Origin of the sequence: Kocuria tytonis (assembly GCF_003226895.2) — a bacterium.
Taxonomy (GTDB): Bacteria; Actinomycetota; Actinomycetes; order Actinomycetales; family Micrococcaceae; genus Kocuria; species Kocuria tytonis.
Genome location: NZ_PNJG02000002.1, coordinates 344,689 through 368,576 on the forward strand (window position 1 = coordinate 344,689; position 23,888 = coordinate 368,576).

The following is a 23,888-nucleotide window of genomic DNA, read 5'->3' on the forward strand; positions in this document are numbered from 1 at the left end:
TGCCATCCAGGCTACGTGCGTGCGGTGGCATGCAGCACACCCCCGCGTCCCTCGGCGCGGCGTCCGCGCACACGCCGCGGGCCGGTTCCCCGGGAAGGGGGAACCGGCCCGCGGGACGGTGCCGTGCGGCGTCGTCGGCGTCAGCTGCGCCCGGTGGGGACCACCATCACGGGGGACTCCGTGTCCGCGAGCACGGCCTGGGACACCGAGCCCATCAGCAGACCGCGGAAGCCGCCGTAGCCGCGCGTGCCCATGACCATGAGCTCCGCGGTGCGGGAGGCGTCCACCAGTGCGTCGGCGGGGCGGCCGTCCAGCACTCGGGTGATGATCTCCAGCTGCGGGAAGTCACCGCGCAGCTCCTGGGCCACGGTCTCCGTGAGCTCCTTGGCCGGAGCCTTCAGCTGCTCCTGGACCGCGCGCTCCAGCTCGTAGGAGTTCATGGGCAGGTAGCTGGTGGTGGGGACCACGCTCACCACGGCGAGCCGGAGCCCGTGCTCGGTGGCGTAGCGGGCGGCCAGCGGGACCGCCGCGTTCCTGGTGCCGAGCTTGTCCACACCCACGACCACGCACCCGGCGAAGCTCTCGCTCTCCGGCCGGGACTCGCGCTCCTGCGGATTCCAGCCCTCGGGGAGGATCACCACCGGAACGTGCGAGTGGGAGGCCACGGCCGCGGAGACGGAGCCCACCCGGCCCCGCACCCCGTGGTGGCCGCGCTTGCCCATGACCACCAGGGCGGCGTCCTTGGACTCGAACACGACCACACCGGCGGCGTCACCGCGCTCGATGATCCCCTGTGCCTTCACACCGGCGGTCCTCGCCTTCTCCACGGCGTGCTTCGCGAGCCGCTCGGACTCCTCCTGCAACGCCTCCGCGAACGCGCCGTAGAAAGACTGGTCCAGACCGGTCTGACGCCCCGTGGAGAGCACGATCTTCAGCGGGGCCTGCCGTTCCAGCGACTCGGTGATCGCCCAGTCCAGGGCGCGCTCGCTGTGCTCGGAGCCGTCGTACGCCACCACGATGTTCTGTGTCATGTCTGTGCACCTGTTTCGTCTCGGTTGGGAAGGTGTGCTCGGGGAGCGGTCAGCGGCCGCTGGGGACCACCATCACGGGCCCGGCGGCCCCGGCCAGCACGGCCTGGGACACGGAGCCCAGCAGCAGCCCGGTGAAGCCCCCGATGCCGCGGGAACCCACCACCACGAGGTCCGCGGTCCGGGTGGCCTGCACGAGCACCCGCCCGGGGCGGCCCAGGAACGCGTGGTCCGCCACCCGCACCTCGGGCGCCCGCTGCGCGATGCTGCGCGCGAGCTCCGAGAGCTTCTTGAGGGACTCCTCGAAGTAGTAGGTCTGGTTGTACTGGTCCTGGAACCACTCCGGGGTCCCGGACAGCGCACCGTTCACGGACACCAGGCTCAGCCCGAGGCCGTGAGCGGTGGCGTACTCGATGGCCTGGGCCACCGCGGGGTTCTCGTCCCCGGCGGCGTCCACGCCCACCACCACGGTTCCGGAGAAGTCCGTCTCGGAGGCGAGGGCCCGGCGCTCGCCGCTGCCCTGACCGTCCGTGAGCTGGACGTCCTGCGCCTGACGGGCCTCGGTGCGGGCCTGCTCCTGGTCCGCGCCGTCCTGGTGCTCACCGGGCGGGACCACGACCACGGGCACCGGGCTGTGGGCGGCCACGGCGGCGGACACCGAGCCGAGCCGGCCGCGCAGCGCACCGCCCCTGCCGCGCTTGCCCATGACCACCAGGCAGGCATCCCTGGCGGCGCGCAGGACGGCGCGGGCGGCGTCGCCCTCCGCGGTGATCGTGTCGAGCTCCACGTCCGAGGCCGTTTCCCGGGCGTGCTCCACGGCGGCCATGAGGTTGCTCTCGCACTCCTGCGTGACGGCTTCGCGGAAGCGCGCCTCCAGGCCGGGGTCCCCCACGATGGCCACGGGGTAGGCGCTGACCAGGCGCACGGGAACGTTGCGGGCGCGGGCTTCCGCGAGGGCTCGGTCGAGGGCACGGAGGGCGATCTCCGAACCGTCGATGCCGACCAGGACGGGAGCGGTGGACGAGGGGTTCAGAACGTCTTTGTTCATGCCCTAAGAATAGTCCCGCGGACCGGGAACGGCCCGGTTCACCACACGTGTGACCGCACGTTCCGGGCGCCCGGCGGGCATCCGTCACCCGGCGACACCGCCCGGGTCCGGCACGGTCCCCGAACCGGCTGCGGCACGGCGCGGGGCGGTCGGCGCGCGCCCGCGTGCCCCCGGGACCGGCTGGGCATCACGCCATCGCGAACATCCACCGCTGCCCCCGGATGCGCCACCCCAGCGTGGCGGCGCGTGCCCCCGTGTAGCCCGCGGCGTAGGCGAGCCACAGCCACACGGCTCCGGCCGCTCCGGAGCCGCCCCACTGCGCGACCGCCCACAGCAGCGGGAGGTACACCACCAGGTTGACCACCCCGGCCACGGCCAGGTAGCGCGCGTCCCCGGCGCCGATCAGCACGCCGTCCAGCACGAAGACGAACGCGGCAACCGGCTGTCCCACGGCCACCACCAGCAGGGAGATCCCGAACAGCCCCTGGACGTCCTGGGAACCGGTGAAGAGGAAACCCAGCCGCGGTCCCAGCATGCCCACCAGCAGGCCGGTGACCACCCCGAAGCCCAGTCCCCAGCGCAGCAGCCGCCGCATGAGCAGCCGCACCGCGTCCCGGTCCTCCTGCCGGCTCAGGTCCCGGGCGCCCAGCTCCTTGCCGAGCAGTGCCTGCGCGGCAATGGCGAGGGCGTCCAGCGCGAAGGCCAGGAAGTTGAAGATGGTCATGGTCAGCTGGTACGCCGCGAGGTTCTCCGCGCCCTGCGCGGTGGCCACCACCACGGTGAGCAGGATCGCCACGCGCAGGGACAGGGTGCGCAGCATGAGCCACGAGCCCACGGTGAGGTGGGTGCGGATGCCGCCCCACGACGTCGCCGGCCCCACGCCCTGCGCGCGGAACCGGCGCCCCAGCAGCAGCAGATAGGTCAGGGCCATGGCCCACTGCGTGATGCTGGTGCCGATCGCCGCGCCCGCCACTCCCAGGTGCGCGCCGTAGACGAGCGCCACGTTCAGTCCGGCGTTCACCGCGGCGCCCACACCCGCCACCACCAGCGGCGTGGTGGTGTCCTGCAGACCGCGCAGCACGCCCACGGCGGCGAGCACCACCAGCATGGCCACGAGTCCGGGCAGGGACCACAGCGCGTACGACGTCGCGTGGTCCAGGACCTCGCCGTGGGCGCCCATCGCACGCAGCAGGGGGCGCATCACGACCGCCCCCACCGCGGCGAGGACCACGCCCAGGCCCGCGGCGGTCCAGAGCCCGTCCCGGCCCACGCGCAGGGCCTCCGCGAGCCGCCCGGCGCCGAGGTGACGGGCCACCGCCGGGGTGGTGCTGTAGGCCAGGAAGACCATGAGTCCCACCACGGTCTGCACCACGGTGGAGGCGATCCCCACCCCCGCGAGCTGCGCGGTGCCCAGGTGCCCGATGATCGCGGAGTCCGCGAGCAGGAACAGCGGCTCCGCGATCAGCGCCCCGAACGCGGGGACGGCGAGCACCAGGATCTGCCGGTTCAGGCTCGGGCCCCGTGATGGGGGCGGACCGGCGGGGACCGCCGGGCCGTCATCACCGCGGGGGGCGGCTGAGGCATGGGCACCCGATGGGTCGTGGCCGGCGGCGTCGGCCGGATCGGAGCGGTTCGCGTGGGAGGGGGACACGGCTCCAGGGTAGGGGCTGCCATCGGGATGTACGCGTCCGCGGGGCGAGCGGGCGGCGTCGTCCGGGGACGGTTCAGGGCTGCGGGTCGCGGGCGTCGTAGCGCAGGAAGCCCGGGAAGGCGCGCACGAGGACCAGCGTGAGCACCAGGCAGAGGGCCGCCCCGCCCAGGGCCGCCCACCCGGGGCCGAGCAGCTGGCCACCGGTGCCCAGGACGGCGTCGCCCAGGCGGGGTCCGCCGGCGACCACCACGATGAAGATGCCCTGCAGCCGGCTGCGCAGTGCGTCCGGGGTGGCGGCCTGCAGGATGGTGGTGCGGAAGAGCATCGAGACCGAGTCCATGACCCCGGCCGCCACGAGCACGGCGCAGGACACCGTCAGCGGCCACGCGGTACTGGCGGCCCAGCCGTGGGAGGCGAGCAGCACCACCACGCCGAACGCCATGATGCACACGGCCCACCCCGCCACCGCGGCGGCGCAGGCCCGGCCGTGGTGATTGATGCGTATGAATGTTCCTGAGAAGATCCCCGCGAGCACGGAACCGGCGGCCAGCGCCGCCGTGAGCAACCCCACCGTGAGCTGGTCGCCGCCCAGGACCACGGCGCCCAGCACGGGGAACAGCACGCGCGGCATCGCGAAGACCATGGCGGCGAGGTCCAGCAGGAAGGTCATGCGCAGGTTGGGGCGGGTGGCCAGGAAGCGGAAGCCCTCGACCACGGAGCGCAGACCCGCCCTGCTGGTGGTGCCGCCCTCCCCCGGTTGCGGAGGCAGGGGCGGCAGCTTGTACATGGCCCACAGGCTCACGGCGAAGCTCAGCGCATCCAGCGTGTAGGCCCACCGGAAGCCCAGACCCGCCACGGTGAACGCGCCGAGCAGCGGACCCACCATCAGGCACGAGCCCATGGTGAGCTGGAACAGCGCGTTGGCCGCGGGCAGTTGACGGGTGGGCACCACCCGAGGGACGATCGCCCCGCGCACGGGCTGGTTGAGCCCCTGCGCGAACGAGTGCAGGGCCACGATGGCGTACAGCACGCCGATGCTGCGAATGTCCAGCCACGCGTGCGCCGCGAGCGCCACGGTCATGGCGAACAGCCCCACGGTGGTCCACAGCCCGGCCAGTCGGCGGTCGTGGGCGTCCCCGATGGACCCGCCGTAGAGCCCCGCGACGATCAGTGGCACGAGCGCGAAGACCCCCACCAGACCCACCGCGAACGTGGAGTGCGTGAGCTCGAAGACCTCCAGGCTGATGGCGATCACCGTGAACTGGCTGCCCAGCATGGACAGGGTGGAACCCAACCACAGCCGCCGGAAGGCGGGGATCTCGCGCGCGGGGGCGATGTCGAGGAGGAAACGGGCCACGGGTTGATCCTAGGGTGCGCGGTGGGGACGAGAACCCCGGCAACCGACGGCCACTTCCGGGGCCCGTCCGCCCCGGGCACGAACCACCGGCAACGGGGCGGGGGCGGTCACTCCCGGGAGACCCGCTGCACCAGGGAGTCCACCAGGTCCTCCATCCAGGGCCACCGGCCGCGGCCGTCGTCCGTGGCCAGGTGCCCTCCCCGTGACACCACGGTGTGCCGGTCCACGGCCCAGTCGCCCGCCAGCTCCTCGGCCCGGGAGGGACTGAGGAACGGGTCGTCGTCACTGGTGACCAGGTGGGTGGGGTAGGGAAGGGGGCCGTGGGGCAGGGGGCGCTGCTCGGCGATCTCCGGGCGGCGGTCCGGGCGGTCCACGTCCGCGGGGGTGACCAGGACGAAGGCGGCCACCCGCTCGTCCCGCGGGTGCTCGTGCGCCCACTGCGCCAGGGCCACGGAGCCGCAGCTGTGGCCCACCATGATGATGCGCTCGTCCGCGGGAATCGTGTCCAGGGCCCGCTGGACCCCCGCGATCCACTCCTGCCGGTCCACGTGCTCCCAGGACCGCTGCTGGACCCTGACCACGTCCGGCCGGGACGCCTCCAGGACGGACTGCCAGTGCCCCGGCTCGGATCCCGTGTATCCCGGGGACATCACGATGGTGGTCATGGGGCTGCTCTCCCATCGGGTCGGGACCGGCGGCGCCCGGTGCCGGTGGGCCGCGCCGTGGACAGTCAGACTACGCCGCCCCGGGCCAGCAGCCACCGGGACCCCCGCGTGCGTTCCCGCCCGCTCGGGTGCACCGCGGGAACATCCCGGTAGCGGATCCCCACCGCGTCCCCTCCACCGCCTACCCTGAGACCACCCCCACTTCCCCGGGATCCCAGGAGCAGCCATGCGCACACGCGAACAACGCCGGGCCGCGCGGTCCGCCCGCGGCTGGCCGCGGTTGCGCGTGCACGCCGTGCGCAACGGCGCAGGTGCATTGCTGGCGGGCGCGGCTCTGCTGTGGTTCACGCACGGACCCCTGCAGTTCCGCAACTTCCCGGCCGGCGACGTCGCATGGTTCTGGCGCGCGGTCACCCTGGTGATCGCGGTGCTGGTGCCCTTCGTGCTGATCACCATGGGGGCGTACCTCCTCTTCGCCGGGTTCGGCGCCACCCACCGCACCGCACTGGCCGCCGGACGGGCCCGCACCGTTCTCCTCGACCCCGAGCTGCCGGACGAACCCCCCGTGACCGTCCAGAAGATCTCCGAGCACACGCCGCCGGGGGTGAGGATCCGCGCCCACACGCTGCACGGACGCCGCCACGACAGCCGCTACACCCGTGACCTGCTGGGCCTGCTGCCCGTGCAGTCCGCGGTGGCCCTGGCCCCGCCGGCCGTGGGCATCCTGGCGCTGCTCGTGGCCACGGTGTACTACTCCACCGGGTACGCCGAACCCGCCATGGTCCTGCTGCTGGGCGTCGGCTACCTCGCGTGGAAGCTGTTCCGCGGCTGGCGCAGCCACCGGGCGTTCACCACCACCTGGTGGGAAGCCCCCGCGGAGACCGTGGTGGACACCGGTCCCGTCCCCCGGGTCACCCCGCTGTGGAAGGACCGCTTCGAACGCGATGCCGAGCCCCGGGTCTCCCACATCACGGACGACGACGCCGCGGCGCCGGTCCCGCGCGGACGGGAGCGGGCGGCGTCGTCGTACCGGGCGGACTGGGACGAGCCGGAGGACCACTACGAGACCACGGACGAGCTGCCCGTGATCGAGCAGATCCGCGACCGCTACGCGGACCCGCGCGGGCAGAGCAGGGCCCAGCGTCGGCTGGCCGAACGGGCGGAGCGCGAGGCCGTCCGCCGCCGCCTGCCGCGCGTGGTGGCCGCAGAACGCGTGGACACGGACGCCACCGCGCCGATCTCCCTGGTGGAGGCCGCCGAGCAGCGGGACGCCTTCGACGCCGACCCGCAGGCCGAGGCCGCGGAGCAGCACCAGCAGCGGCTCAACCAGAAGCGCTACGAGGACCATCTGCAGCGCCACCGCGACAAGCGCGCGGACCGGCTGCGCAACGCCGAGGCCCGTGAACCGGAGGAAGCCCCCTCCCTGCTGGGGTATGCGATGGACCGGTTGCGGCGCCGCGGGGACGGTTCGTAGCCCGCTCACCGGCCGCGCCGGAGACTCGGCCGCGACGCTGCCGAGAACGGAGAACCCGTGCACCACCGGTGGAGGAGCACCCTCACGTTCGTGCTGGACGGGCCCGCGGGGGCGGCGTTCGTGCCGGTGGCCCTGGACTGGTCTGACGCCCTCGATCGGCACGCGGGCGGCGGGCGGGCTCACACGCTCTCGGTGGGGGCCACCCGCTTGCCCTCACGCTCCGCGGCCTGCAGCGTGCGGATCCGCCGCTCCTCGCCGAATGCGACGACGGCCAGAAGGGTGATGCCGCAGGCCAGGGCCAGGTAGAAGACCGTGAACACGGCGGGCCACCCGTGGAGGGTCATCCCGAACAGGTTCAGCCCCGAGCTCTCCGGGTCCGCGATGGCCGCCAGACCCACCTTGGCCATGGAGTCGCCGAAGAGGTAGGCGAAGGTGCCGGTCATGCCGTTGGCCACGGAGATCGCCCGCTTGGGGACAAAGCCCACCAGGGACACACCGATCAGCAGCTGCGGGCCGAAGATCAGCGCGCCCAGCAGGAAGAGTGCGATGTTGACCATGGGCACGCTCGTGGCGTTCTTGTACATTCCCACCGCAAAGATGATGAGCACCATGCAGCCCAGGGCCACCACCGCGCGGCGCCCCTTGAGCAGGTCGGAAATGTAGCCCCACAGCAGGCTGGCGATCAGCGCGCCGATCTCGAAGTAGAAGATGGTGTTGACGGCGTCCCCGGCGTCGAAGTGCAGCTGCTCGGTCACGTAGAGCGGGGCCCAGTTGTCGATGCCGATCCGCACGATGTAGACGAACACATTGGCCACGCACAGGATCCAGATCCACGGGTTGCGCAGGATGTAGGAGCGGAAGATCTCCCACTGGGTCATGGACTCGGCCTTCGTGTTCTCCTCCTCGATGGCCTCCCCGAAGATCTCCTCGCTGCGGTTCCAGCCGAGCTCCTCGGGGTCGTCCTTGCCGATGAACAGGCCGATGAGCCCGATGGCCAGACCGATCACGGCCGGGAAGAGGAACATGCCCACCACGTTCCCGCCGAAGAACGTGTTGGCGCCCCACAGGGCCACCCCGCCCGCCAGCGCGCCGCCGATGTTGTGGGACGCGTTCCAGAACCCGAGGTAGCGGCCCCGCTTGGCGCGCGGCGCCCACCGGGAGATCGTGGAATAGGAGGCCGGGCCGCCCACCGACTGGAACACGCCGTTGAGCCCCCACAGGACGATGAACACGCCGATCACGGAGCCGAAGGCGCTCAGGAAGATTCCCATGAGCAGCACGGAGAGGGATGCGCACACCATCAGGAAGCTGATGATGCGCTTCGTGTTCTTCCCGTCGATGAAGTACCCCAGAAGGGTCTTGCCCAGGCCGTACGTGATGCTGAACGCCAGGCCGATGTAGCCCAGTTCAAGGGTGCTCAGACCCATCTGCTCCTTGAGCATGGGCTGCGCGGCCTTGAAGTTGTTCCGGATGAGGTACATGGCCATGTACGTCAAGAACACAACAAAGAACGCCTTGAGGAACTGTTTCAGCCAGAGTTTCCGCTGCACGCTCAGCGGAATACCCACATTGGGCTTCCTGTCGAGTGCGAAGAAATTGGCCATGGCGTTCTCACATCCCCCTTGATGCGCAGTTGCTGCGATGACTCGGAATATACTCCGCAATCTCCCAGGAAAGGGCCAATGGGCTCAGGCCACGCCGGGGTATGGCGCGGCGGAGGGCGGGTATGAGCGGGGGTACACCCCGCCAGGTCAGGAGACGGTGGTCCGCCCCAGGTCTGCGGCGTCCACGGCGGCCCGGCTGCCCAGGCGCCAGATCCGGCGCACGGTCCACACCAGCAGCGCCGCCAGCAGCAGGTTCCGGGCGGTCAGCACCGCCGCCATGACCGGGTTGGCGTGGATCAGCGGCGTGTAGAACAGCGGGTAGATCACGAACGTGGTGGCAGCGATCCCCAGGAGCAGCAGCGCGGGGGTGCGCCAGCGGACGCGGTCGTGCAGCAGCCCCACCATGATCACGGGGGCCAGCCAGACCATGAACTGCGGGGAGCCCACCTTGTTGAAGACGATCAGCACGCCGGTCAGCAGCAGGGACCCCGCGTACACCAGCCGCCCGCGGTCGGCACCGCGGCGCAGGGCGCGGACCAGCAGGGCGGCCGAGACCAGCACCGCCACGAGCAGCAGCGGCTGCATGAGGGAGGCCATGACCTCCACTCCGGGCCCGTAGACCTCGGTGGAGTTGATCGCGGTGTTGTCCGCGATCCTCGAGTCGGCGATCCCCAGCACGGCCGCCCACACCCACGGCGTGGAGAACGTGGCCTCCAGCTGCATCCCGCGGGAGCCCTGGTTCAGGGCGAAGTCCGCGATCCTCCCGATTCCGCCCAGCACGAGCACACCGGCGACCACGGCGGCACTCACCACCAGGCCCGTCACCACGATGCGCACCCGCTGCCGCAGGGCGATCACCATGGCCAGGACCGCGGCCGCGGGCCACACCTTGATCCAGGTGGCGGCGCTCAGCAGCGCCGCGCCCACCACGGGGTGGCGCACCGCGTACAGCAGTCCGATGAACACGATGGGCGCGGCCACGCCCTCCACCCGGGCGAAGCTCAGGTACCCCATGAACACGGTGAAGACCACCCACCACCAGCCGGCCACCACGGCGGAGCGCCGGCGGCTCTGCACGGCCGAGCTGCCGTGGGGGTCCGGGGCCCCGGAGGCCCACGCCGCGGCGTCGTCCCGGGGGGCCTCCCCGACCAGCCCCGGCAGCTCGCCCCGCGCGGGACGGTGGGCGCGGTGCAGCAGGAACCACATGGCCACCGCGTCCAGTGCGGTGATCATCAGGGTCCAGGCCAGGAGGTAGAGGTCGTGGCCCGCGATCCGCGGCAGGAAGATGAACACCTGGGCCAGCACGGGGTACACCCACGGGCTCACGGAGCCCTCGGCGGGGGCGTTGTACCCGGCCATGGCCCACTCGCGGTACTGCTCGGTGTCGCTGAACGCCCACCCGTGCAGGAAGAACGAGGCCATCCAGCACAGGAAGTAGACGTGCACCACGGCGAAGCCGCACCACACGGCGGCCGGTCGCATCAGCCGCTCGCGCGCGGGACGGCGCGCGGCGTCGTGACCCCGGGGAGCCGCCGCGCGGGGGCCGGGCGTCGCAGCGGGGCCCGCCGCGGCGTCGTCGTCATGCCTGCGGGGACGCAACCGGCACCTCCTTCGGGGCGGTGCCGAGCCGGTACAGCCCGCGCGCGGACCACCACATCAGCACCACGAGCAGCGCGTTGCGGGCCGTCAGCACCAGCGCCATGACGGGATTGTTGTGGCTCAGCGCGGTGTAGAAGAGCGGGTAGATCAGGAAGGTGGCGATCCCGATCAGCACCGCGAGCGCCGCGGGGGTGCGCCACGCGCGCCGGTCGTGCACCAGGCCCACCGCGATCACGGGGCCGAGCCACACCATGAACTGCGGCGAACCCACCTTGTTGAACACGATGAACGCGGTGACCATGGTGAGCGAACCCGCCAGGAACAGGGCCGTGCGGTCCATCCGGCCGGAGCGCACCCCGCGCCGCAGGCCGCGCACGATGAGCGCCACGACCACCACCGCCGCGACCACGAACAGCGGCTGCATGAGCTTGGACATCACGTCCGAACCGGGGCCGTCCACCTGCATGGAGTTGATGTCCGTGTTCATGTACATGCGGGAGTCGCCGATGTGCAGCACGGACAGCCACAGCCACGGGGTGGTGAAGGTGGCCTCGAGCTGCATCCCACGGTCCCCCTGCTGCGTGAGGAAGTCCGCGATCTTCGCCACGGGGCCCGACGCCGCCGCCACACCCACCGCGCCCAGCGTCACCAGCACACCGGCGAGCAGCACGGCGCCACGGCGCTTCGCGGCGCTGACCAGGGCGATCACCACCGCGGCGGGCCACACCTTCATCCAGGTGGCCACGCTCAGGACCAGGGACGCGATGAACGGGTGGGCCACTCCGTGGACCAGGGCGATCAGCACCAGCGGGGCCGTGAGACCGTCCACGCGCGCGAAGCCCAGCCAGCCCATGAGCAGGATGAACACGAGCCACCACCACCCGGCGGGAACGGCGTCACGGTTGCGGCCCCGGTCCGTGAGCTTGAGCATTGCGAGTGCGTTCAGCACGGAGATCAGCAGCACCCACAGGAAGAAGAACGGGCCGGGACCTGCGATGTACGCGAGCGCCATGGGAATCTGGGCGAGCACCGGGTAGACCCACGGGCTGGGCCCGGAGGAGATATTGGCGTCGTCGAACCCGGCGTCCGCCCACCCGCGGTAGATGTTGGTGTCGCTGAACGCGTTGCCCTGCGCGGACACGATCAGCGCGAAGACCAGGAAGCCCAGGTGCACCACCAGGAACCCCACGAGCAGGCCGCGGGGTGTCATCAGCCGGTCCTGCCACCGCCGGGGGAGCACGGCGTCACGGAACCGTGCGAGGGCCGCGAAGTATCTGTCAGTGGGCACGAAAGGTCCTTGTCCGAATGCGCGCGGGATTCTGTTCTGGCTCGGTGGCCGTGGTTGGTGGTCGGCGGTTCCGGTTCCGGTTTCGGGATCACCGTGACCGGGTGGACGCCGGGGGGGCTGGAACGCGGGCGCGGCGCGCCTGCCGCGTCCCACGGGCGCCGTTGCACCCGTCCGATTCTATGGGGCGGGCCCGCGGCCCGGTGGTCGCGCCCCGCGGGAGCCCCTGGGGATTGCCCGGCCGGGCGGGGGCCGTTCTCGCGAGTCTCACGGCGAGGGACCGTGCGCGGCGACCTGCCCGGCCGGGCGGGGGCCGTTCTCGCGAGTCTCAGGGTGAGGGACCGTGCGCGGCGACCTGCCCGGCCGGGCGGGGGCCGTCCTGTAAGGTCGAGGGGCGGAGCCGCTGAACACCTCGGCTCGCCCACCACTGGTTGGCCGAGGGGGTTGGAGTCCATGACCGCGGCAGATTCCCCCGCCACCGGCCCGCACACCGGGTCCACCGCCACCATCCGGCTGCGGGCGCACGTGGCCGTGATCCAGGGCGTGATCGGCTCGCTCATGATGCTCGCGGGCTCCGTGGGGACCGGGTGGATCGCCAACGGCTCCCCCATGGTGCGGCACCCCCTGGTGATCGAGCTGCGGGTGAACGTGTGGGGCGTCTACACGTGCACCGTGCTGCTGACCCTGGGCGCCATGCTCCTCATCCGCTCCTGGCTCAGGCTGGGGCAGCGGTTGCGTGGCTGGCCGCCGGGATCCCTGCGCACCGTGACGACCGCGGTGGTCGCGTGGTCGCTGCCCCTGCTGTTCGCGGTCCCCATCTACTCGCGGGACGTGTACGCGTACATCGGGCAGGGCCGGCTCATGCTCGCCGGCAAGGACCCGTACGTGGAGGGCATCTCCGCCCTGGACAACTGGTTCATGCTGGGGGCGGACCCGGAGTGGGCGGAGGCCCGCACACCGTACGGTCCCTACTTCCTGTGGCTGGCCGCCGCGGTGGTGCGGCTGACCAATGCGCAGCCGGACATGTCCGTGATGCTGTTCCGTCTGCTGGCGTACGTGGGTGTGGTGCTGTGCCTGGTCTACGTGCCCAGACTCGCGCGGCTGCACAACGTGAACGGCGCCCGTGCCCTGTGGATCGCCGTGGCCAACCCGCTGTTCCTCATCAGCTTCGTGGCCAGCGCCCACAACGACGCCCTCATGGTGGGACTGGCCGTGGCCGGCGTGTACTTCGCGGCCACGAAACATCCTCTGCTGGGGATACTTTTGGTGACCGGGTCCATCGGCATCAAGCCCATCACCATCCTGCTGCTGCCGTTCATCGGTCTGCTGTGGGCCGGCAAGGGGGCCTCGTGGCCGCGGCGGTTCGTCACCTGGGCGGCCACGGCCCTCATCAGCTTCGGTCTGCTGGCCCTGAGCGGTCAGGTGGACGGCCTCGGGCTCGGCTGGGCCTGGGCGCTGCTGGACCCCACCCCCGGGTACACCGGCTACTCCCCCTCCGGGTTCCTGGGACAGCAGGTGGAACGCGCGGGCAACCACTTCCACCTCCACGGGGACCACATGGCCGCGCGGTTCCGGCGCGCCCTGCAGGGCGGGGCCATCCTGCTGGTGATCGCCCTGATGTTCGTGGGTGGGGACCGGAAGGTCGTCCGACGCATGGCCGTGGCCTTCACCGCCGTGGTGCTGCTGTCCCCCATCATCCAGCCCTGGTACATCCTGTGGCTGCTGCCGCTGCTCGCCGCCACCGGCATCAAGGACAACTGGCAGATCCGCAGCATCTACATCGTGATCACGTTCTTCGTGGTCTTCGGCGCCCAGGACCAGCTGTCCGTGTGGCCGTTCATCGACCTCAGTGTGAGCGTGTCCGAGGTGGCCTTCGTGATCGCGGTGGCGTTCACCCTCTACCTCGCACTGCTGGACCCGCGCACCCGCACCCTGCTGACCCACGGCGGATTGAAGGGCTGGTTCGGCCGCGGGCCCGTGCGGGGGCCCACGGACCTCGTGGCCCCGCAGCGCTGACGACGCCGCACGGCGGGCTGGGAGCGACGTCGTCCTCCCTGCCCCTGCCGGCGCACGGTGCGCGCGGGCTGGAGCATCGCTGGATCCGCTCGGGGGCGGTGCGCCGCAGAGCCCTTGCCGAGCCCGGACCGCAGGCTACCGCTCGCCCCACAGCCGTTCCAACTCGCGGCGGTCCCTCTTGGTGGGCCGCCCGGCGCCGCGATCGCGGCGGGCCACGGGCACACTGAGTTCCGCGGGCCGGGGCGGCGAGTGGTCGATGTAGCACTTCACGGCCACCGGGGCTCCCACCCGTTTCACGATCAGGCGCGTGACCTCGAACTCCTGCAACCATCCGGGGCGCTTGACGCTCACCCGGTCACCCACGCGCACCGGCTGTGCGGCCTTCACGGGGGCGCCGTTCAACCGGACGTGGCCGGCGCGGCACCCCTGAGTGGCGGACGAGCGGGTCTTGAACAGCCGGACGGACCACAGCCACACGTCCAGCCGGGCACTGGCGGGATCATGGGAGTCGGTGGGCATGACACCACCGTACTCCCGCCCACATTTCACATTGCCGCGACAATCGGCCGCGCTCCGCTCCGATATCCTGAGTGAGGCACCTCATAATGACGTGAGTCCCGCGTGCGGCATCCGCAGGCGCAGGTGAGAACGGAGGGAAAGCTTCCATGCTCAAGAACTTCATCAACAACTCCTACGTGGCATCCACCTCGAACGACTCTTTCGACCTCGTGAACCCGGCCACCGGGGAGGTCACGGGTCAATCACCCAATTCCACTGCCGACGACGTGACGGCGGCGTACGAGGCGGCGAAAGCGGCGTCGAAGACCTGGGGTCGGATGACACCGAGCGCCCGGCAGATGGCCCTGCTCCGCCTCGCGGACGCCGTCGAGGCCCGCGGGTCGGAGCTCGTGGAAGCCCAGTCCCGCAATACCGGCCAGCCCAAGTACCTCATCCAGAGCGAGGAGGTGGAGGTGGGTGCGGACCAGATTCGATTCTTCGCCGGCGCCGCTCGTCTCATGGAGGGCCTGGCCAGCGGTGAGTACATGGAGGGGCTAAATTCGGTAATCCGCCGAGAGCCCATCGGCGTGGTAGGTCAGGTGACCCCGTGGAACTACCCGCTGATGATGGCCATCTGGAAGGTGGGTCCCGCCCTCGCGGCCGGCAACACCACCGTGCTCAAGCCCTCGGACACCACCCCAGAGTCCACTTTGCTGTTCGCGGAGATCGCCGCCGAGTTCCTTCCCGAGGGGACGTTCAACGTGGTGCTGGGGGATGCGAAGACCGGTGAGCTGGTGGTGTCCGACCCCGCGGCGGGTCTGGTGTCCATCACGGGTTCGGTGCGCGCAGGCCTCGCGGTGGCCGCCTCGGCCGCCAAGAACCTCACCCGAGCCCATCTGGAGCTGGGCGGCAAGGCTCCCTGCGTGGTCTTCGAGGACGCCGATCTCGACGCCGCCGCCAGCACCCTCGCCGAGAGCGGCCTCTTCAACGCGGGCCAGGACTGCACGGCGTCCACCCGCATCCTGGTGGCGGAATCCGTCAAAGAAGAGTTCCTCACGAAGCTCACCGAGGCGGCCAGGAACACGAGCTTCGGCACCCCCGAGAAGGAGGACATCCTCTACGGCCCGCTCAACAACCAGCGGCAGCTGGAGCAGGTGAGCGGCTTCATCGAGCGCCTGCCCGAGCACGCGAGGGTGACCACCGGTGGCAGGAAAGCGGACGGCCCCGGTTTCTTCTTCGAGCCCACGGTCATCGCCGATCTCCACCAGGAGGACGAGGTCATCCAGAACGAGATCTTCGGCCCCGTGCTCACCGTGCAGTCTTTCACCGATGAGGAGCAGGCGGTGGAGATGGCCAACGGTGTGGAATACGGCCTGGCCTCCTCCGTGTGGACCAAGGACCATGGCCGCGCTCTGCGCATGTCCCGGGACCTGGACTACGGCTGCGTGTGGATCAACACCCACATCGCGCTGGTGGCCGAGATGCCGCACGGCGGCTTCAAGCACTCCGGCTACGGCAAGGACCTCTCCAAGTACGCGGTGGAGGAGTACACCCGGGTGAAGCACGTGATGAGTTCGCTGGACTGAAGGCCGCAGCACCCATGGACATCACCGAGCACCGACATGAACGGAGCACATCATGAGTGACATCCGAGATCTCGTTCTCACCGCTGACCGTCAGCTGTTCACCGATCACGACCTCAGCAGTCTGGACCGCCACTTCTCCGCGGACTACGTGGAGCACTCCCCCCTGGTGGAGAACGGCAAGGACGGGTTGCGCCACCTCGTCTCCGGCGCCGGGGAGGGGTTGCGCCACGACGTCGTCCGCGTCCTGGTGGACGAGGCCGCCGGGTTGGTGGCCCTGCACGGTTCCTATCCGGGTCTGGACCCGGAGGAGCTGTACGTGGGGTTCGACATCTACCGCGTGGCGGACGGGAAGATCGTGGAGCACTGGGACGGGCTGGTCACGGAAACAGCCCCGAATGCCTCCGGTCACACGCAGCTGGACGGCCCCACGGAGGTGGACGCCTCCGCGGACACGGAGCAGAACCGCGCCTTCGTCACAAAGGCCTGGGCCACGTTCCTGCAGGGCCAGAACTACGATGCCGCCGGGCAGTTCACCCGTGCGGACGGCCATTTCACCCAGCACTCCGCAGACATCCCCGATGGCGTGGCGAACATGGTGGACTTCCTGAAGCGGCTGAAGCAGGACGGCTCGCCGCTCACGTACGACACCCTGCACCGCACGGTGGCGGACGGGAACTTCGTTCTCACGTTCTCCGAGGGCTCCATCGCGGGCGAACGCCAGTTCTTCTGCGAGCTGTGGCGGATCAAGGACGGCCGGTGGGTGGAGCTGTGGGATGCGATCGGTCAGGTCCCGCAGGACGACCAGCTGGCTCACCCGCACGGGGCGTTCTGCTCCACGCAGGACTGATCCACCGACAGACGCAGACACGGCGACGGCACCCGGGAACCTCCCCGAGCGCCGTCGCCGTGTGCGCGGCGGGACGCGGCCACCACCTCCGGAAAGGCGGCGCCGGACTCAGTGCCCCGCCCCGCCCGGCTTTCCCGTGGTCACGGCGAGGTCCACCACGTGCAGCTTCCTGTTCTCCGTGTCCGTCACGTAGACCTTGTCCCCGGCCACCTCCACGGCCCGGCCGGGCCGGGCTGCTGCCAGTCCGCCTTCTCCTGCCGCGGCTGAACCACGTCGATCTTCGCGGTGACCGCGCCGGTGTCCTGGTCGATGACGTTGAGCGTGCCGTCGTAGGTCAGCACCAGGCCCTCGCCCCGGGGCCCGCGCGCCAGGGAGCGGAACCAGTAGTGGGAGCCCAGCGCAACACCGTGGTGCGGCGCCTGCGCCTTCCGCTTCGCCACCTCCGGTTCGCCCCGTTCTTCAGGGCGTCCGACGCAAACGTCCGAATGGATCCGTCGCCGTCCTCGAACAGGGTGGTCCTCCCCTCGGGCACCACCACGTGACCCGCGTGCGGAGCCCTGAGCGAACGCCCGATCGGCGCGGGGTGGGCTTCGAGACCCCCGCTGCGCGCCAACGGGCGCCCCGCGGGCCACAATGGGCACAGCCGCCAGTCCTCGACACCCCAGGAGCGATCATGTCCACCACCCCTCGAACCGTGGGAGTCATCGGACTCGGCACCATGGGTGCGCCCGTCGCCGGGCACCTCGTCGCCGCCGGCCACGACGTGGTCGTGCTGCAGCACAGCCTGCACAGGGCGGAGGGCGCACGCGCGGTGGACGACCCGCGGCACATGGCGGGCCAGGCGGACGTCGTGGTCCTGCTGGTCCCCGGCGCCCCCGAGATCGACCGGCTGCTGCCCCACCTCGCGGAGGGTGCGGCGCAGCGCGACGGCGAGCGCGGCGACGCCGTGGTCGCGATCAGCTCCACGGTCTCCCCGGACGACGTCGCCCGCTGGCACCGTGAGTACCCGCACCTCGTGCTCGTGGACGCCCCGGTGTCCGGCGGGCAGGCCGGGGCGCAGCGGGGGGACCTGTCGATCATGGTGGGCGGTGCGGATCACGCGGTGGCACCGGTGCTGGACGTGCTCGCCGCGTGCGGGCGGCCGGTCCACCTGGGCCCGCTGGGCGCCGGACAGGTGGCCAAGGCGTGCAACCAGCTGATCTGCGCCGCCCAGATCGTGGCGCTCTCGGAGGCCTCCGTGGTGGCGGAACGGGCCGGGCTGGACCTCGCCGAGCTGCTGGATCTCATGCAGGACGGTTACGCCGGGTCGGTGGTCATGGCGGACAAGACACCCAAGCTCGTGGCCCACGACTACACGGTCTCCGCGCGGGCGGGTTTCCTCCACAAGGACGTCTCCGCCTACCTCGACGCCGCTCGCGCCACCGGCACGGCCTCCGTCCTGGGGGCGCCACTGCGCGACGCCGCACAGCAGCTCGTCGAGGCGGGTCTGGGCGAGCAGGACTCCGCGGTGTTCCAGCAGTGGATCGCGGAACGTGCCCTCGACCGGTAGCCGCGAAGGTCCACAGGGCGCCGAAATCAAGGGCTTCCCAGAAGTCCTGCCAACGGGCTCCGGGCGGACCACCCATGAACGGTTCGTGCACCAAGAATGGCAGTGTCATCCTGCCATGCAGCCACTTGGAAGGGCATAGGGTGAACTCACCCCCCCGGCAACCCCAGCGTGCTGATGGTTGCTCCCTCCCCCATGGAACCGTCCCCCACCCAGATCGAGGTCACGCGTCATGCGCTCCCTTCCCCCCGCCATCCTCTCCGTCCTGTGCGCCTCCGTCCTGCTGGTGGGATGCGGAACCGGGGGCGAGTCCGGGGACGAGGGGGCCTGGAAGGATGCGGGAGCGGCGGCGTCGCAGTCCGAGGGGACGAGCGCGAGCCCTTCGCCCACGCAGCCTGTTGACCTGGTCGGCGGGGGCAGGACCCTGTTCCCCGACCGCCGGTTCGTGGCGCTGTACGGCCACCCGGGCACCCCGGGGCTGGGTGCGCTGGGCGAGCAGGGACCGCAGGAGTCCGTGACCCGGGTCAAGGAGCTGGCCAAGAGCTACGAGCCGTACAGCGAGGAGAAGGTGGTCCCGGCGTTCGAGATCATTGCCACCACCGCCTCCTCCGAACCGGGTCCGGACGGCAACTACTCCACCGAGTCCACGCTCGAGCAGCTGAAGCCGTACGTGGAGGCCGCCGAGAAGAACGACGTGTACGTGGTGCTGGACCTGCAGCCCGGCCAGGCGGACTTCCTCACGCAGGCCAAGCAGTACGAGGAGCTGCTCAAGCACCCGAACGTGGGGCTCGCGCTGGACCCCGAGTGGCGCCTGGCACCGGGGCAGCTGCCCCTGCAGCAGATCGGCTCGGTGGACGCCGCGGAGATCAACAAGACCACCGAGTGGCTGGCCGCGCTCACCCGGGACAGCCAGCTGCCCCAGAAGACGCTGCTGCTGCACCAGTTCTCCATGGCCATGATCCAGAACCGCGAGGCGATCAACACCGAGCACCCCGAGCTGGGATTCGTCCTGCACGCGGACGGCCACGGCACACCGGACCTGAAGACGGGCACGTGGAACCGGCTGCAGGAGGGGCTGCCCAAGGGGATCCGCATGGCGTGGAAGAACTTCTACGACGAGGACACCCCCATGTACACGCCCCAGCAGACCTTCGGGATCACCCCCAAGCCGTGGTTCGTCTCCTACCAGTGAGCGCCACCGGCTCGGCAGCGGGTTCCCGGGAACACGTCAGGTCCATGTCTTCCCATCCGGTCCGGTCTGCGACTACATTGTGAGCATCTGTTCGACCCACGGAAGGAATGCTTATGGGACTCGGTGACAAGATCAGCAATGCTGCGGAGAAGGCTTCCGGTTCCGCCAAGGAGAAGCTCGGCGACGCCACTGACAACAAGGACCTGCAGGCTGAGGGCACCGCGGACAAGATGTCCGGCGGCGCCAAGCAGTCCGTGGAGAACGTCAAGGACGCCGGCAAGAACCTGAAGGACGGGCTGGGCTGAACTCCGCACCCGCAACCTTTCGACCGGAGGGCCCCCGTGGTGAGAACCGCGGGGGCCTTTCGCATGCCCGGGGCCGGAGAGCCGGTCGGCGCCGGGGGCGGGTCGGGAGCCGCGGGAGCTCAGCGCACCGCGTACCGGCGCCGCGCAACCAGCAGGCACACCAGGGACAGCAGCGCCACCGCGGCGTAGTAGATGCTCGGTGCGGTGAGGGAACCCGTGGCGGACACGAGCCACGCGAGGGCCAGCGGTGCGAACCCTCCGAACACCGTGACTCCCAGGTTGTACGCCACGGACATGCCGGTGGTGCGGATCTCCGTGGGGAACATCTCGGTCAGCAGCGCGGGCATGGGTCCGAAGTACAGGGCCATGATCGCGCCCAGCACCGCCTGCATGGCCGTCAGGGTGGCCACGGTGGGGGCGCTCACAAGCCAGAGGAACAGTGGGTAGACGGCCAGCACGCCCACCCCGGCCGCGACCAGCATGACCTTGCCGGGACCCACGCGGTCCGCCAGGTGTCCCACGAGCGGTGAGCCCACCAGGGTCACGAGCCCGGCAACCACACCGCCCAGGTAGGCGGCCCACGAGGGCAGGTCCAGGTTCTGGATGGAGAACGTGGGCATGAACAGGATCGTGTACACGGACATCGAGGCCAGCCCCACCACGCCGGAGGCCGTGAGCCACCGCCCCGCGGAGTGCACGAGAGTCTGGGCGAGGGGGCTGCGCCACAGGGCGGGGCGCGGCGTCGTCGTTCCCGCGGCTGCATCCCCGCCCCGGGCACCGGGAGACGACGCCGCCCGCTCGCGTTCGCCCTGCAGCGCCTCGAAGTCCGGGGTCTCGTCCATGCGCAGGCGGATGAACAGGCCCACGGGGCCGATGAGCAGCCCGAAGAGGTAGGGGATGCGCCAGCCCCACGAGTAGAGGGCGTCGTGGCTGAGCAGGGTGTTCAGGGCGAAGCCGAACCCCGAGGCCAGGAAGATGGCGATGCCCTGCGTGGCCACCTGCCAGGAGCCGTAGTAGGCGCGCTTGTCCGGGGCGTTCTCGATGAGGAACGCGGTGGCCGTGCCGAACTCGCCACCCGCGGAGAAGCCCTGAACCAGACGCGCGAGCAGGATCACCAGCGCCGCCGAGGGGCCGATGAGCGCGGAGGTGGGGGCCACGAGCATGATGAGTGTGCCCAGCATCATCAGCGCGATGGTGATGGTGAGCGCGGGGCGGCGGCCGTGGCGGTCCGCGTAGGAACCCAGGACCAGCGCACCCACCGGGCGGATCAGGTAGGACACCGCGAAGGTGCCGAACGTCAGCAGCGTGCCGGTGACCTGCCCCACGCCCTCGGACTCGAAGAACAGGTGGGAGATCACCACGGCCAGGGACGAGTAGACGATGATGTCGAACCACTCGAGCGCGTTGCCGATCGAGGACGCCACCACGGCGCGACGCGCGGTGCGGCGCTGCTCGGGGGTCACGGGATCCTGGATCGCTGGGCTGCTCATGTCTGCACGCTAGCCCACGGTCCGCACGCGCCCGGCGACCCGTGACGCCGCATGACACCGGGGGCGGTCCTATGCTGGACCGGGACAACGCACCCTTCGAGACACGCAGCACCAGGAGCAGAGAATGATCTTCATCGTGGTCAAGTTCGAGGCCAAGGACGAGTACGCGCAGCGCTGGCCGGAGCTCGTCGCGGAGTTCACCGAGGCCACCCGCCGGGAGCCCGGGAACAAGTGGTTCGAGTGGTCCCGCAGCCTGGAGACCCCCAACGAGTTCGTGCTGGTGGAGGCCTTCGAGGAGGACGCCGCGGAGGCCCACGTGAACTCCGCCCACTTCACCAAGATGACCGAGGAGTTCCCCCGGTATTTGGTGCGGACCCCGCGCATCATCTCCCGCCAGATCGAGGGTGACGGCTGGGAGGAGATGGGCGAGGTCCAGGTCTCGGAGTAGTCACCGCGTGGGCACGGAACTGGTGGGCCTGGACATCGGCGGCTCGCACACGCGAGGGGTGCTCTTCCGCGGTGGCGAACCCGTCCGTGAGGCCCGCTCGGGCAGCGCGAACGTCCAGAACGTGAGCGCGTCCGAGGCCACCCGCTCGTTGCGCTCCGTGCTCTCGGAGCTCGCCGCGCCGCCCGGCACCCCGGTGCTCGCGGGAGCCGGGGGCGTGGACACCCCGCACGACGCCGCCGCGCTGGCGGATCTCATCCGTTCCGCCGGGCACCTGGACGCGTCCACGCCCGTGCGCGCCGTGCACGACACCCGCCTGATCCTCGCGGCGGGCGGTCACACCGCGGGCATCGCGCTGATCGCCGGCACGGGCTCCGTGGCGTGGGGTGTGGACGCCTCCGGCCGTGAGGCCCGCGCCGGTGGGTGGGGATACCTGCTGGGGGACGAGGGCAGCGGGTACTGGATCGGCCGGGAAGCCGTGCGGCGGGTGCTGCGGCTGTCCCAGCAGTTGCCCACCGCCCGCGAGGGGGAAGCACTCACCCGGGCCGTGCTGGAGCACGCCGGGGTGGCCGAGCCCACTGATTTGATCGGCGCCTTCCACGACCGGCCGGACCGGACCCACTGGGCCGGGTTGGCGCGGGCCGTGTGCGAGTTCGCGTCCTCCGGGGACGCCGCGGCGTCCGAACTGGTCGCGGCGGCCGCGGAACACCTCGCGGAGCTCGTGCTCACCGTGGCACGCGCCCTGGACGAGCCCCTGCCCGTGGTCGTGGGAGGAGGGCTCACCGGGTCCGTGGTGGGGGCGGAACTCGCAGCCCTGCTGCGGCAGCGCGGTCTGACCGTGTCACTCCTGGACCGCGAACCGGTGCTCGGGGCGCCGCTGCTGGCGCGCTCCCCCCGGACTGACCCGGCCCGGGAGGCGCCAGGCCCGGCGCCGGGAACGGGCGGCCCGGCGTCGTCGTCCCGAAAAAATCATGCGTACGCATGAAAAACCGGGTGCCCCCACCGTGCGGGGAGCACCCGGTTCAGCACGCGCTGACTCAGCGGAACGCGGAGGTGCCCGTGAGCTGCTGACCCAGGATCAGGGAGTGGACCTCGTCCGTGCCCTCGTAGGTGCGCACGGACTCAAGGTTGTTGGCGTGGCGCAGCGGCGAGTAGTCCAGAGTGACGCCGTTGCCGCCCAGGACCGTGCGGGCCTCGCGGGCAATCTTGATGGCCTCGCGGCAGTTGTTGAGCTTGCCCACCGAGATCTGGTGGTTCTGCAGCTTGCCGGCGTCCTTGAGCCGCCCGAGCTGCAGGGCCAGCAGGAAGCCCTTGTCGATCTCCAGGGCCATGTTCACGAGCTTCTGCTGCGTGAGCTGGTACCCGGACAGGGGACGGTCGAACTGCATGCGCTGCTGGGAGTACGCGAGCGCGGCCTCGAAGGAGTCACGGGCGGCACCCATGACACCCCACACGATGCCGTAGCGGGCCTCGTTCAGGCAGGAGAACGGACCGCGCAGGCCCTTGGCCTCGGGCAGCATGGCGGAGCCCGGCAGGCGGACATCCGTGAGCTCGATGTCGCACTGGATGGACGCGCGCATGGAGAGCTTGGCCGTGATGGGCGTGGCCTGGAAGCCCGGGGTGTCCGTGGGGACCACGAAACCGCGGATCCCCTCGTCCGTCTGCGCCCAGATCACGGCCACCTTGGCCACGCTGGCCAGACCGATCCAGCGCTTGGCACCGTTGAGGACCCAGTCGTCCCCGTCCTTGCGGGCGAAGGTCTTCATGGAGGAGGGGTCGGAACCGGCGGTGGGCTCGGTCAGACCGAAGCAGCCGATGGCCTCACCGGCGGCCATCTGCGGCAGCCACTCCTGCTTCTGCTCCTCGGAACCCCACTTGTAGATGGCGCTCATGGCCAGCGAGCCCTGCACGGACACGAACGTGCGCAGACCCGAGTCACCGGCCTCCAGCTCCGCGCCTGCCAGACCGTACTCCACGGCGGAGCGGCCCGCGCAGCCGTAGCCCTTCAGGTGCATGCCCAGCAGGCCCAGCTTGGCCATCTCCGGGACGATCTCGAGGGGGAAGACGGCCTTGTCGTACCACTCGGCAATGTTCGGCTTGATCGCGGTGTCCACGAACTCCCGCACGGAGGATCGCAGCTCGACCTCTTCATCGGTGAGCATGGAGTCGAAGCTCACCAGGTCCAGAACGTCTACGGTTTCTTTTTCAGTCATGGGACCACTCTATGACTGCGGGCACATCCGGTGCAGTGG

At 70.8% G+C, this 23,888-nt stretch carries 21 protein-coding genes; 9 read left to right on the plus strand and 12 right to left on the minus strand.

From position 1 onward, the window contains the following. Positions 1 to 140: 140 nt before the first annotated feature. The 5 genes from C1C97_RS07470 to C1C97_RS07490 all read right to left on the minus strand — a co-directional run bounded on the left by C1C97_RS07470 (position 141) and on the right by C1C97_RS07490 (position 5,749). The gene (locus C1C97_RS07470) at positions 141 to 1,031 is read right to left on the minus strand and encodes a universal stress protein (protein WP_121030965.1); all 891 of its coding nucleotides are present in this window, start codon (positions 1,029 to 1,031) and stop codon (positions 141 to 143) included. Positions 1,032 to 1,080: 49 nt separating this feature from the next. Further along, on the minus strand, positions 1,081 to 2,076 hold the full coding sequence (locus tag C1C97_RS07475) for a universal stress protein (protein WP_121030967.1): 996 nt from the start codon (positions 2,074 to 2,076) through the stop codon (positions 1,081 to 1,083). A 187-nt stretch (positions 2,077 to 2,263) separates the two neighbouring features. After that, positions 2,264 to 3,586, minus strand: coding sequence for an MATE family efflux transporter (locus tag C1C97_RS07480; RefSeq protein WP_110920789.1), 1,323 nt, complete (start codon positions 3,584 to 3,586; stop codon positions 2,264 to 2,266). Between the two features lie 214 nt (positions 3,587 to 3,800). Beyond that, positions 3,801 to 5,084 (minus strand): MFS transporter, encoded by a 1,284-nt coding sequence (locus C1C97_RS07485; RefSeq protein WP_121030969.1) that lies wholly within the window; start codon positions 5,082 to 5,084, stop codon positions 3,801 to 3,803. Between the two features lie 107 nt (positions 5,085 to 5,191). Continuing rightward, positions 5,192 to 5,749 carry an RBBP9/YdeN family alpha/beta hydrolase gene (locus tag C1C97_RS07490; RefSeq protein WP_158591138.1) on the minus strand — a complete coding sequence of 186 codons (558 nt, stop codon included), beginning with the start codon at positions 5,747 to 5,749 and terminating at the stop codon, positions 5,192 to 5,194. A gap of 226 nt (positions 5,750 to 5,975) precedes the next feature. Here C1C97_RS07490 and C1C97_RS07495 point away from each other — a divergent pair, with 226 nt between their 5' ends. After that, entirely contained in the window at positions 5,976 to 7,223 is a 1,248-nt protein-coding gene (locus C1C97_RS07495; RefSeq protein ID WP_121030973.1) for a hypothetical protein, read from the plus strand. A 179-nt stretch (positions 7,224 to 7,402) separates the two neighbouring features. On the opposite strand, the gene uhpT is transcribed toward C1C97_RS07495, so the two are convergent. The 3 genes from uhpT to C1C97_RS07510 form a co-directional block, all read right to left on the minus strand. Then, on the minus strand, positions 7,403 to 8,827 hold the full coding sequence (gene uhpT / locus C1C97_RS07500; RefSeq protein WP_121030975.1) for a hexose-6-phosphate:phosphate antiporter: 1,425 nt from the start codon (positions 8,825 to 8,827) through the stop codon (positions 7,403 to 7,405). A gap of 147 nt (positions 8,828 to 8,974) precedes the next feature. Then, entirely contained in the window at positions 8,975 to 10,309 is a 1,335-nt protein-coding gene (locus C1C97_RS07505; protein WP_121031446.1) for a glycosyltransferase 87 family protein, read from the minus strand. Positions 10,310 to 10,406: 97 nt separating this feature from the next. Then, complete coding sequence (locus C1C97_RS07510; protein ID WP_121030977.1) at positions 10,407 to 11,714, minus strand: glycosyltransferase family 87 protein; 1,308 nt, start codon at positions 11,712 to 11,714, stop codon at positions 10,407 to 10,409. Positions 11,715 to 12,164: 450 nt separating this feature from the next. Between C1C97_RS07510 and mptB the strand changes: the two genes are divergently transcribed. After that, on the plus strand, positions 12,165 to 13,727 hold the full coding sequence (mptB, locus tag C1C97_RS07515) for a polyprenol phosphomannose-dependent alpha 1,6 mannosyltransferase MptB (RefSeq protein WP_121030979.1): 1,563 nt from the start codon (positions 12,165 to 12,167) through the stop codon (positions 13,725 to 13,727). A 135-nt stretch (positions 13,728 to 13,862) separates the two neighbouring features. On the opposite strand, the gene C1C97_RS07520 is transcribed toward mptB, so the two are convergent. Next, positions 13,863 to 14,246, minus strand: a complete 384-nt coding sequence (locus C1C97_RS07520; protein ID WP_121030981.1) for an RNA-binding S4 domain-containing protein — start codon at positions 14,244 to 14,246, stop codon at positions 13,863 to 13,865. 146 nt (positions 14,247 to 14,392) lie between these two features. On the opposite strand from C1C97_RS07520, the gene C1C97_RS07525 reads away from it, so the two are divergent. Beyond that, a complete protein-coding gene (locus C1C97_RS07525) occupies positions 14,393 to 15,811 on the plus strand; it encodes a gamma-aminobutyraldehyde dehydrogenase (protein WP_110920290.1) in 1,419 nt (472 codons plus the stop codon). A gap of 52 nt (positions 15,812 to 15,863) precedes the next feature. Then, entirely contained in the window at positions 15,864 to 16,658 is a 795-nt protein-coding gene (locus C1C97_RS07530; protein WP_121030982.1) for a nuclear transport factor 2 family protein, read from the plus strand. Between the two features lie 185 nt (positions 16,659 to 16,843). Here C1C97_RS07530 and C1C97_RS12520 read toward each other — a convergent pair whose 3' ends face one another. Further along, positions 16,844 to 17,098: a hypothetical protein gene (locus C1C97_RS12520; RefSeq protein ID WP_233542807.1), complete on the minus strand. Its 255-nt coding sequence runs from the start codon at positions 17,096 to 17,098 to the stop codon at positions 16,844 to 16,846. 233 nt (positions 17,099 to 17,331) lie between these two features. Here C1C97_RS12520 and C1C97_RS07540 point away from each other — a divergent pair, with 233 nt between their 5' ends. The 3 genes from C1C97_RS07540 (at position 17,332) to C1C97_RS07550 (ending at position 19,701) form a co-directional block, all read left to right on the plus strand. Beyond that, entirely contained in the window at positions 17,332 to 18,207 is an 876-nt protein-coding gene (locus C1C97_RS07540; protein WP_121030984.1) for an NAD(P)-dependent oxidoreductase, read from the plus strand. 229 nt (positions 18,208 to 18,436) lie between these two features. Beyond that, positions 18,437 to 19,396 (plus strand): hypothetical protein, encoded by a 960-nt coding sequence (locus C1C97_RS07545; RefSeq protein ID WP_121030986.1) that lies wholly within the window; start codon positions 18,437 to 18,439, stop codon positions 19,394 to 19,396. A gap of 113 nt (positions 19,397 to 19,509) precedes the next feature. After that, complete coding sequence (locus C1C97_RS07550; protein ID WP_110920286.1) at positions 19,510 to 19,701, plus strand: CsbD family protein; 192 nt, start codon at positions 19,510 to 19,512, stop codon at positions 19,699 to 19,701. 119 nt (positions 19,702 to 19,820) lie between these two features. Here C1C97_RS07550 and C1C97_RS07555 read toward each other — a convergent pair whose 3' ends face one another. Beyond that, on the minus strand, positions 19,821 to 21,191 hold the full coding sequence (locus tag C1C97_RS07555; RefSeq protein ID WP_121030988.1) for an MFS transporter: 1,371 nt from the start codon (positions 21,189 to 21,191) through the stop codon (positions 19,821 to 19,823). Positions 21,192 to 21,315: 124 nt separating this feature from the next. Here C1C97_RS07555 and C1C97_RS07560 point away from each other — a divergent pair, with 124 nt between their 5' ends. Further along, the gene (locus C1C97_RS07560; RefSeq protein WP_121030990.1) at positions 21,316 to 21,639 is read left to right on the plus strand and encodes a putative quinol monooxygenase; all 324 of its coding nucleotides are present in this window, start codon (positions 21,316 to 21,318) and stop codon (positions 21,637 to 21,639) included. Positions 21,640 to 21,646: 7 nt separating this feature from the next. Next, positions 21,647 to 22,621, plus strand: coding sequence for an N-acetylglucosamine kinase (locus C1C97_RS07565; protein ID WP_233542808.1), 975 nt, complete (start codon positions 21,647 to 21,649; stop codon positions 22,619 to 22,621). A 52-nt stretch (positions 22,622 to 22,673) separates the two neighbouring features. Here the strand turns inward: C1C97_RS07565 and C1C97_RS07570 are convergent, their stop codons facing one another. Next, positions 22,674 to 23,849, minus strand: coding sequence for an acyl-CoA dehydrogenase family protein (locus C1C97_RS07570; protein WP_121030992.1), 1,176 nt, complete (start codon positions 23,847 to 23,849; stop codon positions 22,674 to 22,676). Between the last annotated feature and the right edge of the window lie 39 nt (positions 23,850 to 23,888).

What these genes read in the sequence shown, in the direction of transcription:
- C1C97_RS07475 (WP_121030967.1), bottom strand. Translation starts at nt 2,076, where the DNA reads ATGAACAAAGACGTTCTGAACCCCTCGTCCACCGCTCCCGTCCTGGTC.
- C1C97_RS07545 (WP_121030986.1), top strand. Translation starts at nt 18,437, where the DNA reads ATGCGCTCCCTTCCCCCCGCCATCCTCTCCGTCCTGTGCGCCTCCGTC.
- C1C97_RS07570 (WP_121030992.1), bottom strand. Translation starts at nt 23,849, where the DNA reads ATGACTGAAAAAGAAACCGTAGACGTTCTGGACCTGGTGAGCTTCGAC.
- C1C97_RS07505 (WP_121031446.1), bottom strand. Translation starts at nt 10,309, where the DNA reads ATGCGACCGGCCGCCGTGTGGTGCGGCTTCGCCGTGGTGCACGTCTAC.
- C1C97_RS07540 (WP_121030984.1), top strand. Translation starts at nt 17,332, where the DNA reads ATGTCCACCACCCCTCGAACCGTGGGAGTCATCGGACTCGGCACCATG.
- C1C97_RS07495 (WP_121030973.1), top strand. Translation starts at nt 5,976, where the DNA reads ATGCGCACACGCGAACAACGCCGGGCCGCGCGGTCCGCCCGCGGCTGG.
- C1C97_RS07530 (WP_121030982.1), top strand. Translation starts at nt 15,864, where the DNA reads ATGAGTGACATCCGAGATCTCGTTCTCACCGCTGACCGTCAGCTGTTC.
- mptB (WP_121030979.1), top strand. Translation starts at nt 12,165, where the DNA reads ATGACCGCGGCAGATTCCCCCGCCACCGGCCCGCACACCGGGTCCACC.
- C1C97_RS07525 (WP_110920290.1), top strand. Translation starts at nt 14,393, where the DNA reads ATGCTCAAGAACTTCATCAACAACTCCTACGTGGCATCCACCTCGAAC.
- C1C97_RS07490 (WP_158591138.1), bottom strand. Translation starts at nt 5,749, where the DNA reads ATGACCACCATCGTGATGTCCCCGGGATACACGGGATCCGAGCCGGGG.
- C1C97_RS07520 (WP_121030981.1), bottom strand. Translation starts at nt 14,246, where the DNA reads ATGCCCACCGACTCCCATGATCCCGCCAGTGCCCGGCTGGACGTGTGG.
- C1C97_RS07560 (WP_121030990.1), top strand. Translation starts at nt 21,316, where the DNA reads ATGATCTTCATCGTGGTCAAGTTCGAGGCCAAGGACGAGTACGCGCAG.
- C1C97_RS07555 (WP_121030988.1), bottom strand. Translation starts at nt 21,191, where the DNA reads ATGAGCAGCCCAGCGATCCAGGATCCCGTGACCCCCGAGCAGCGCCGC.
- C1C97_RS07470 (WP_121030965.1), bottom strand. Translation starts at nt 1,031, where the DNA reads ATGACACAGAACATCGTGGTGGCGTACGACGGCTCCGAGCACAGCGAG.
- C1C97_RS07550 (WP_110920286.1), top strand. Translation starts at nt 19,510, where the DNA reads ATGGGACTCGGTGACAAGATCAGCAATGCTGCGGAGAAGGCTTCCGGT.
- uhpT (WP_121030975.1), bottom strand. Translation starts at nt 8,827, where the DNA reads ATGGCCAATTTCTTCGCACTCGACAGGAAGCCCAATGTGGGTATTCCG.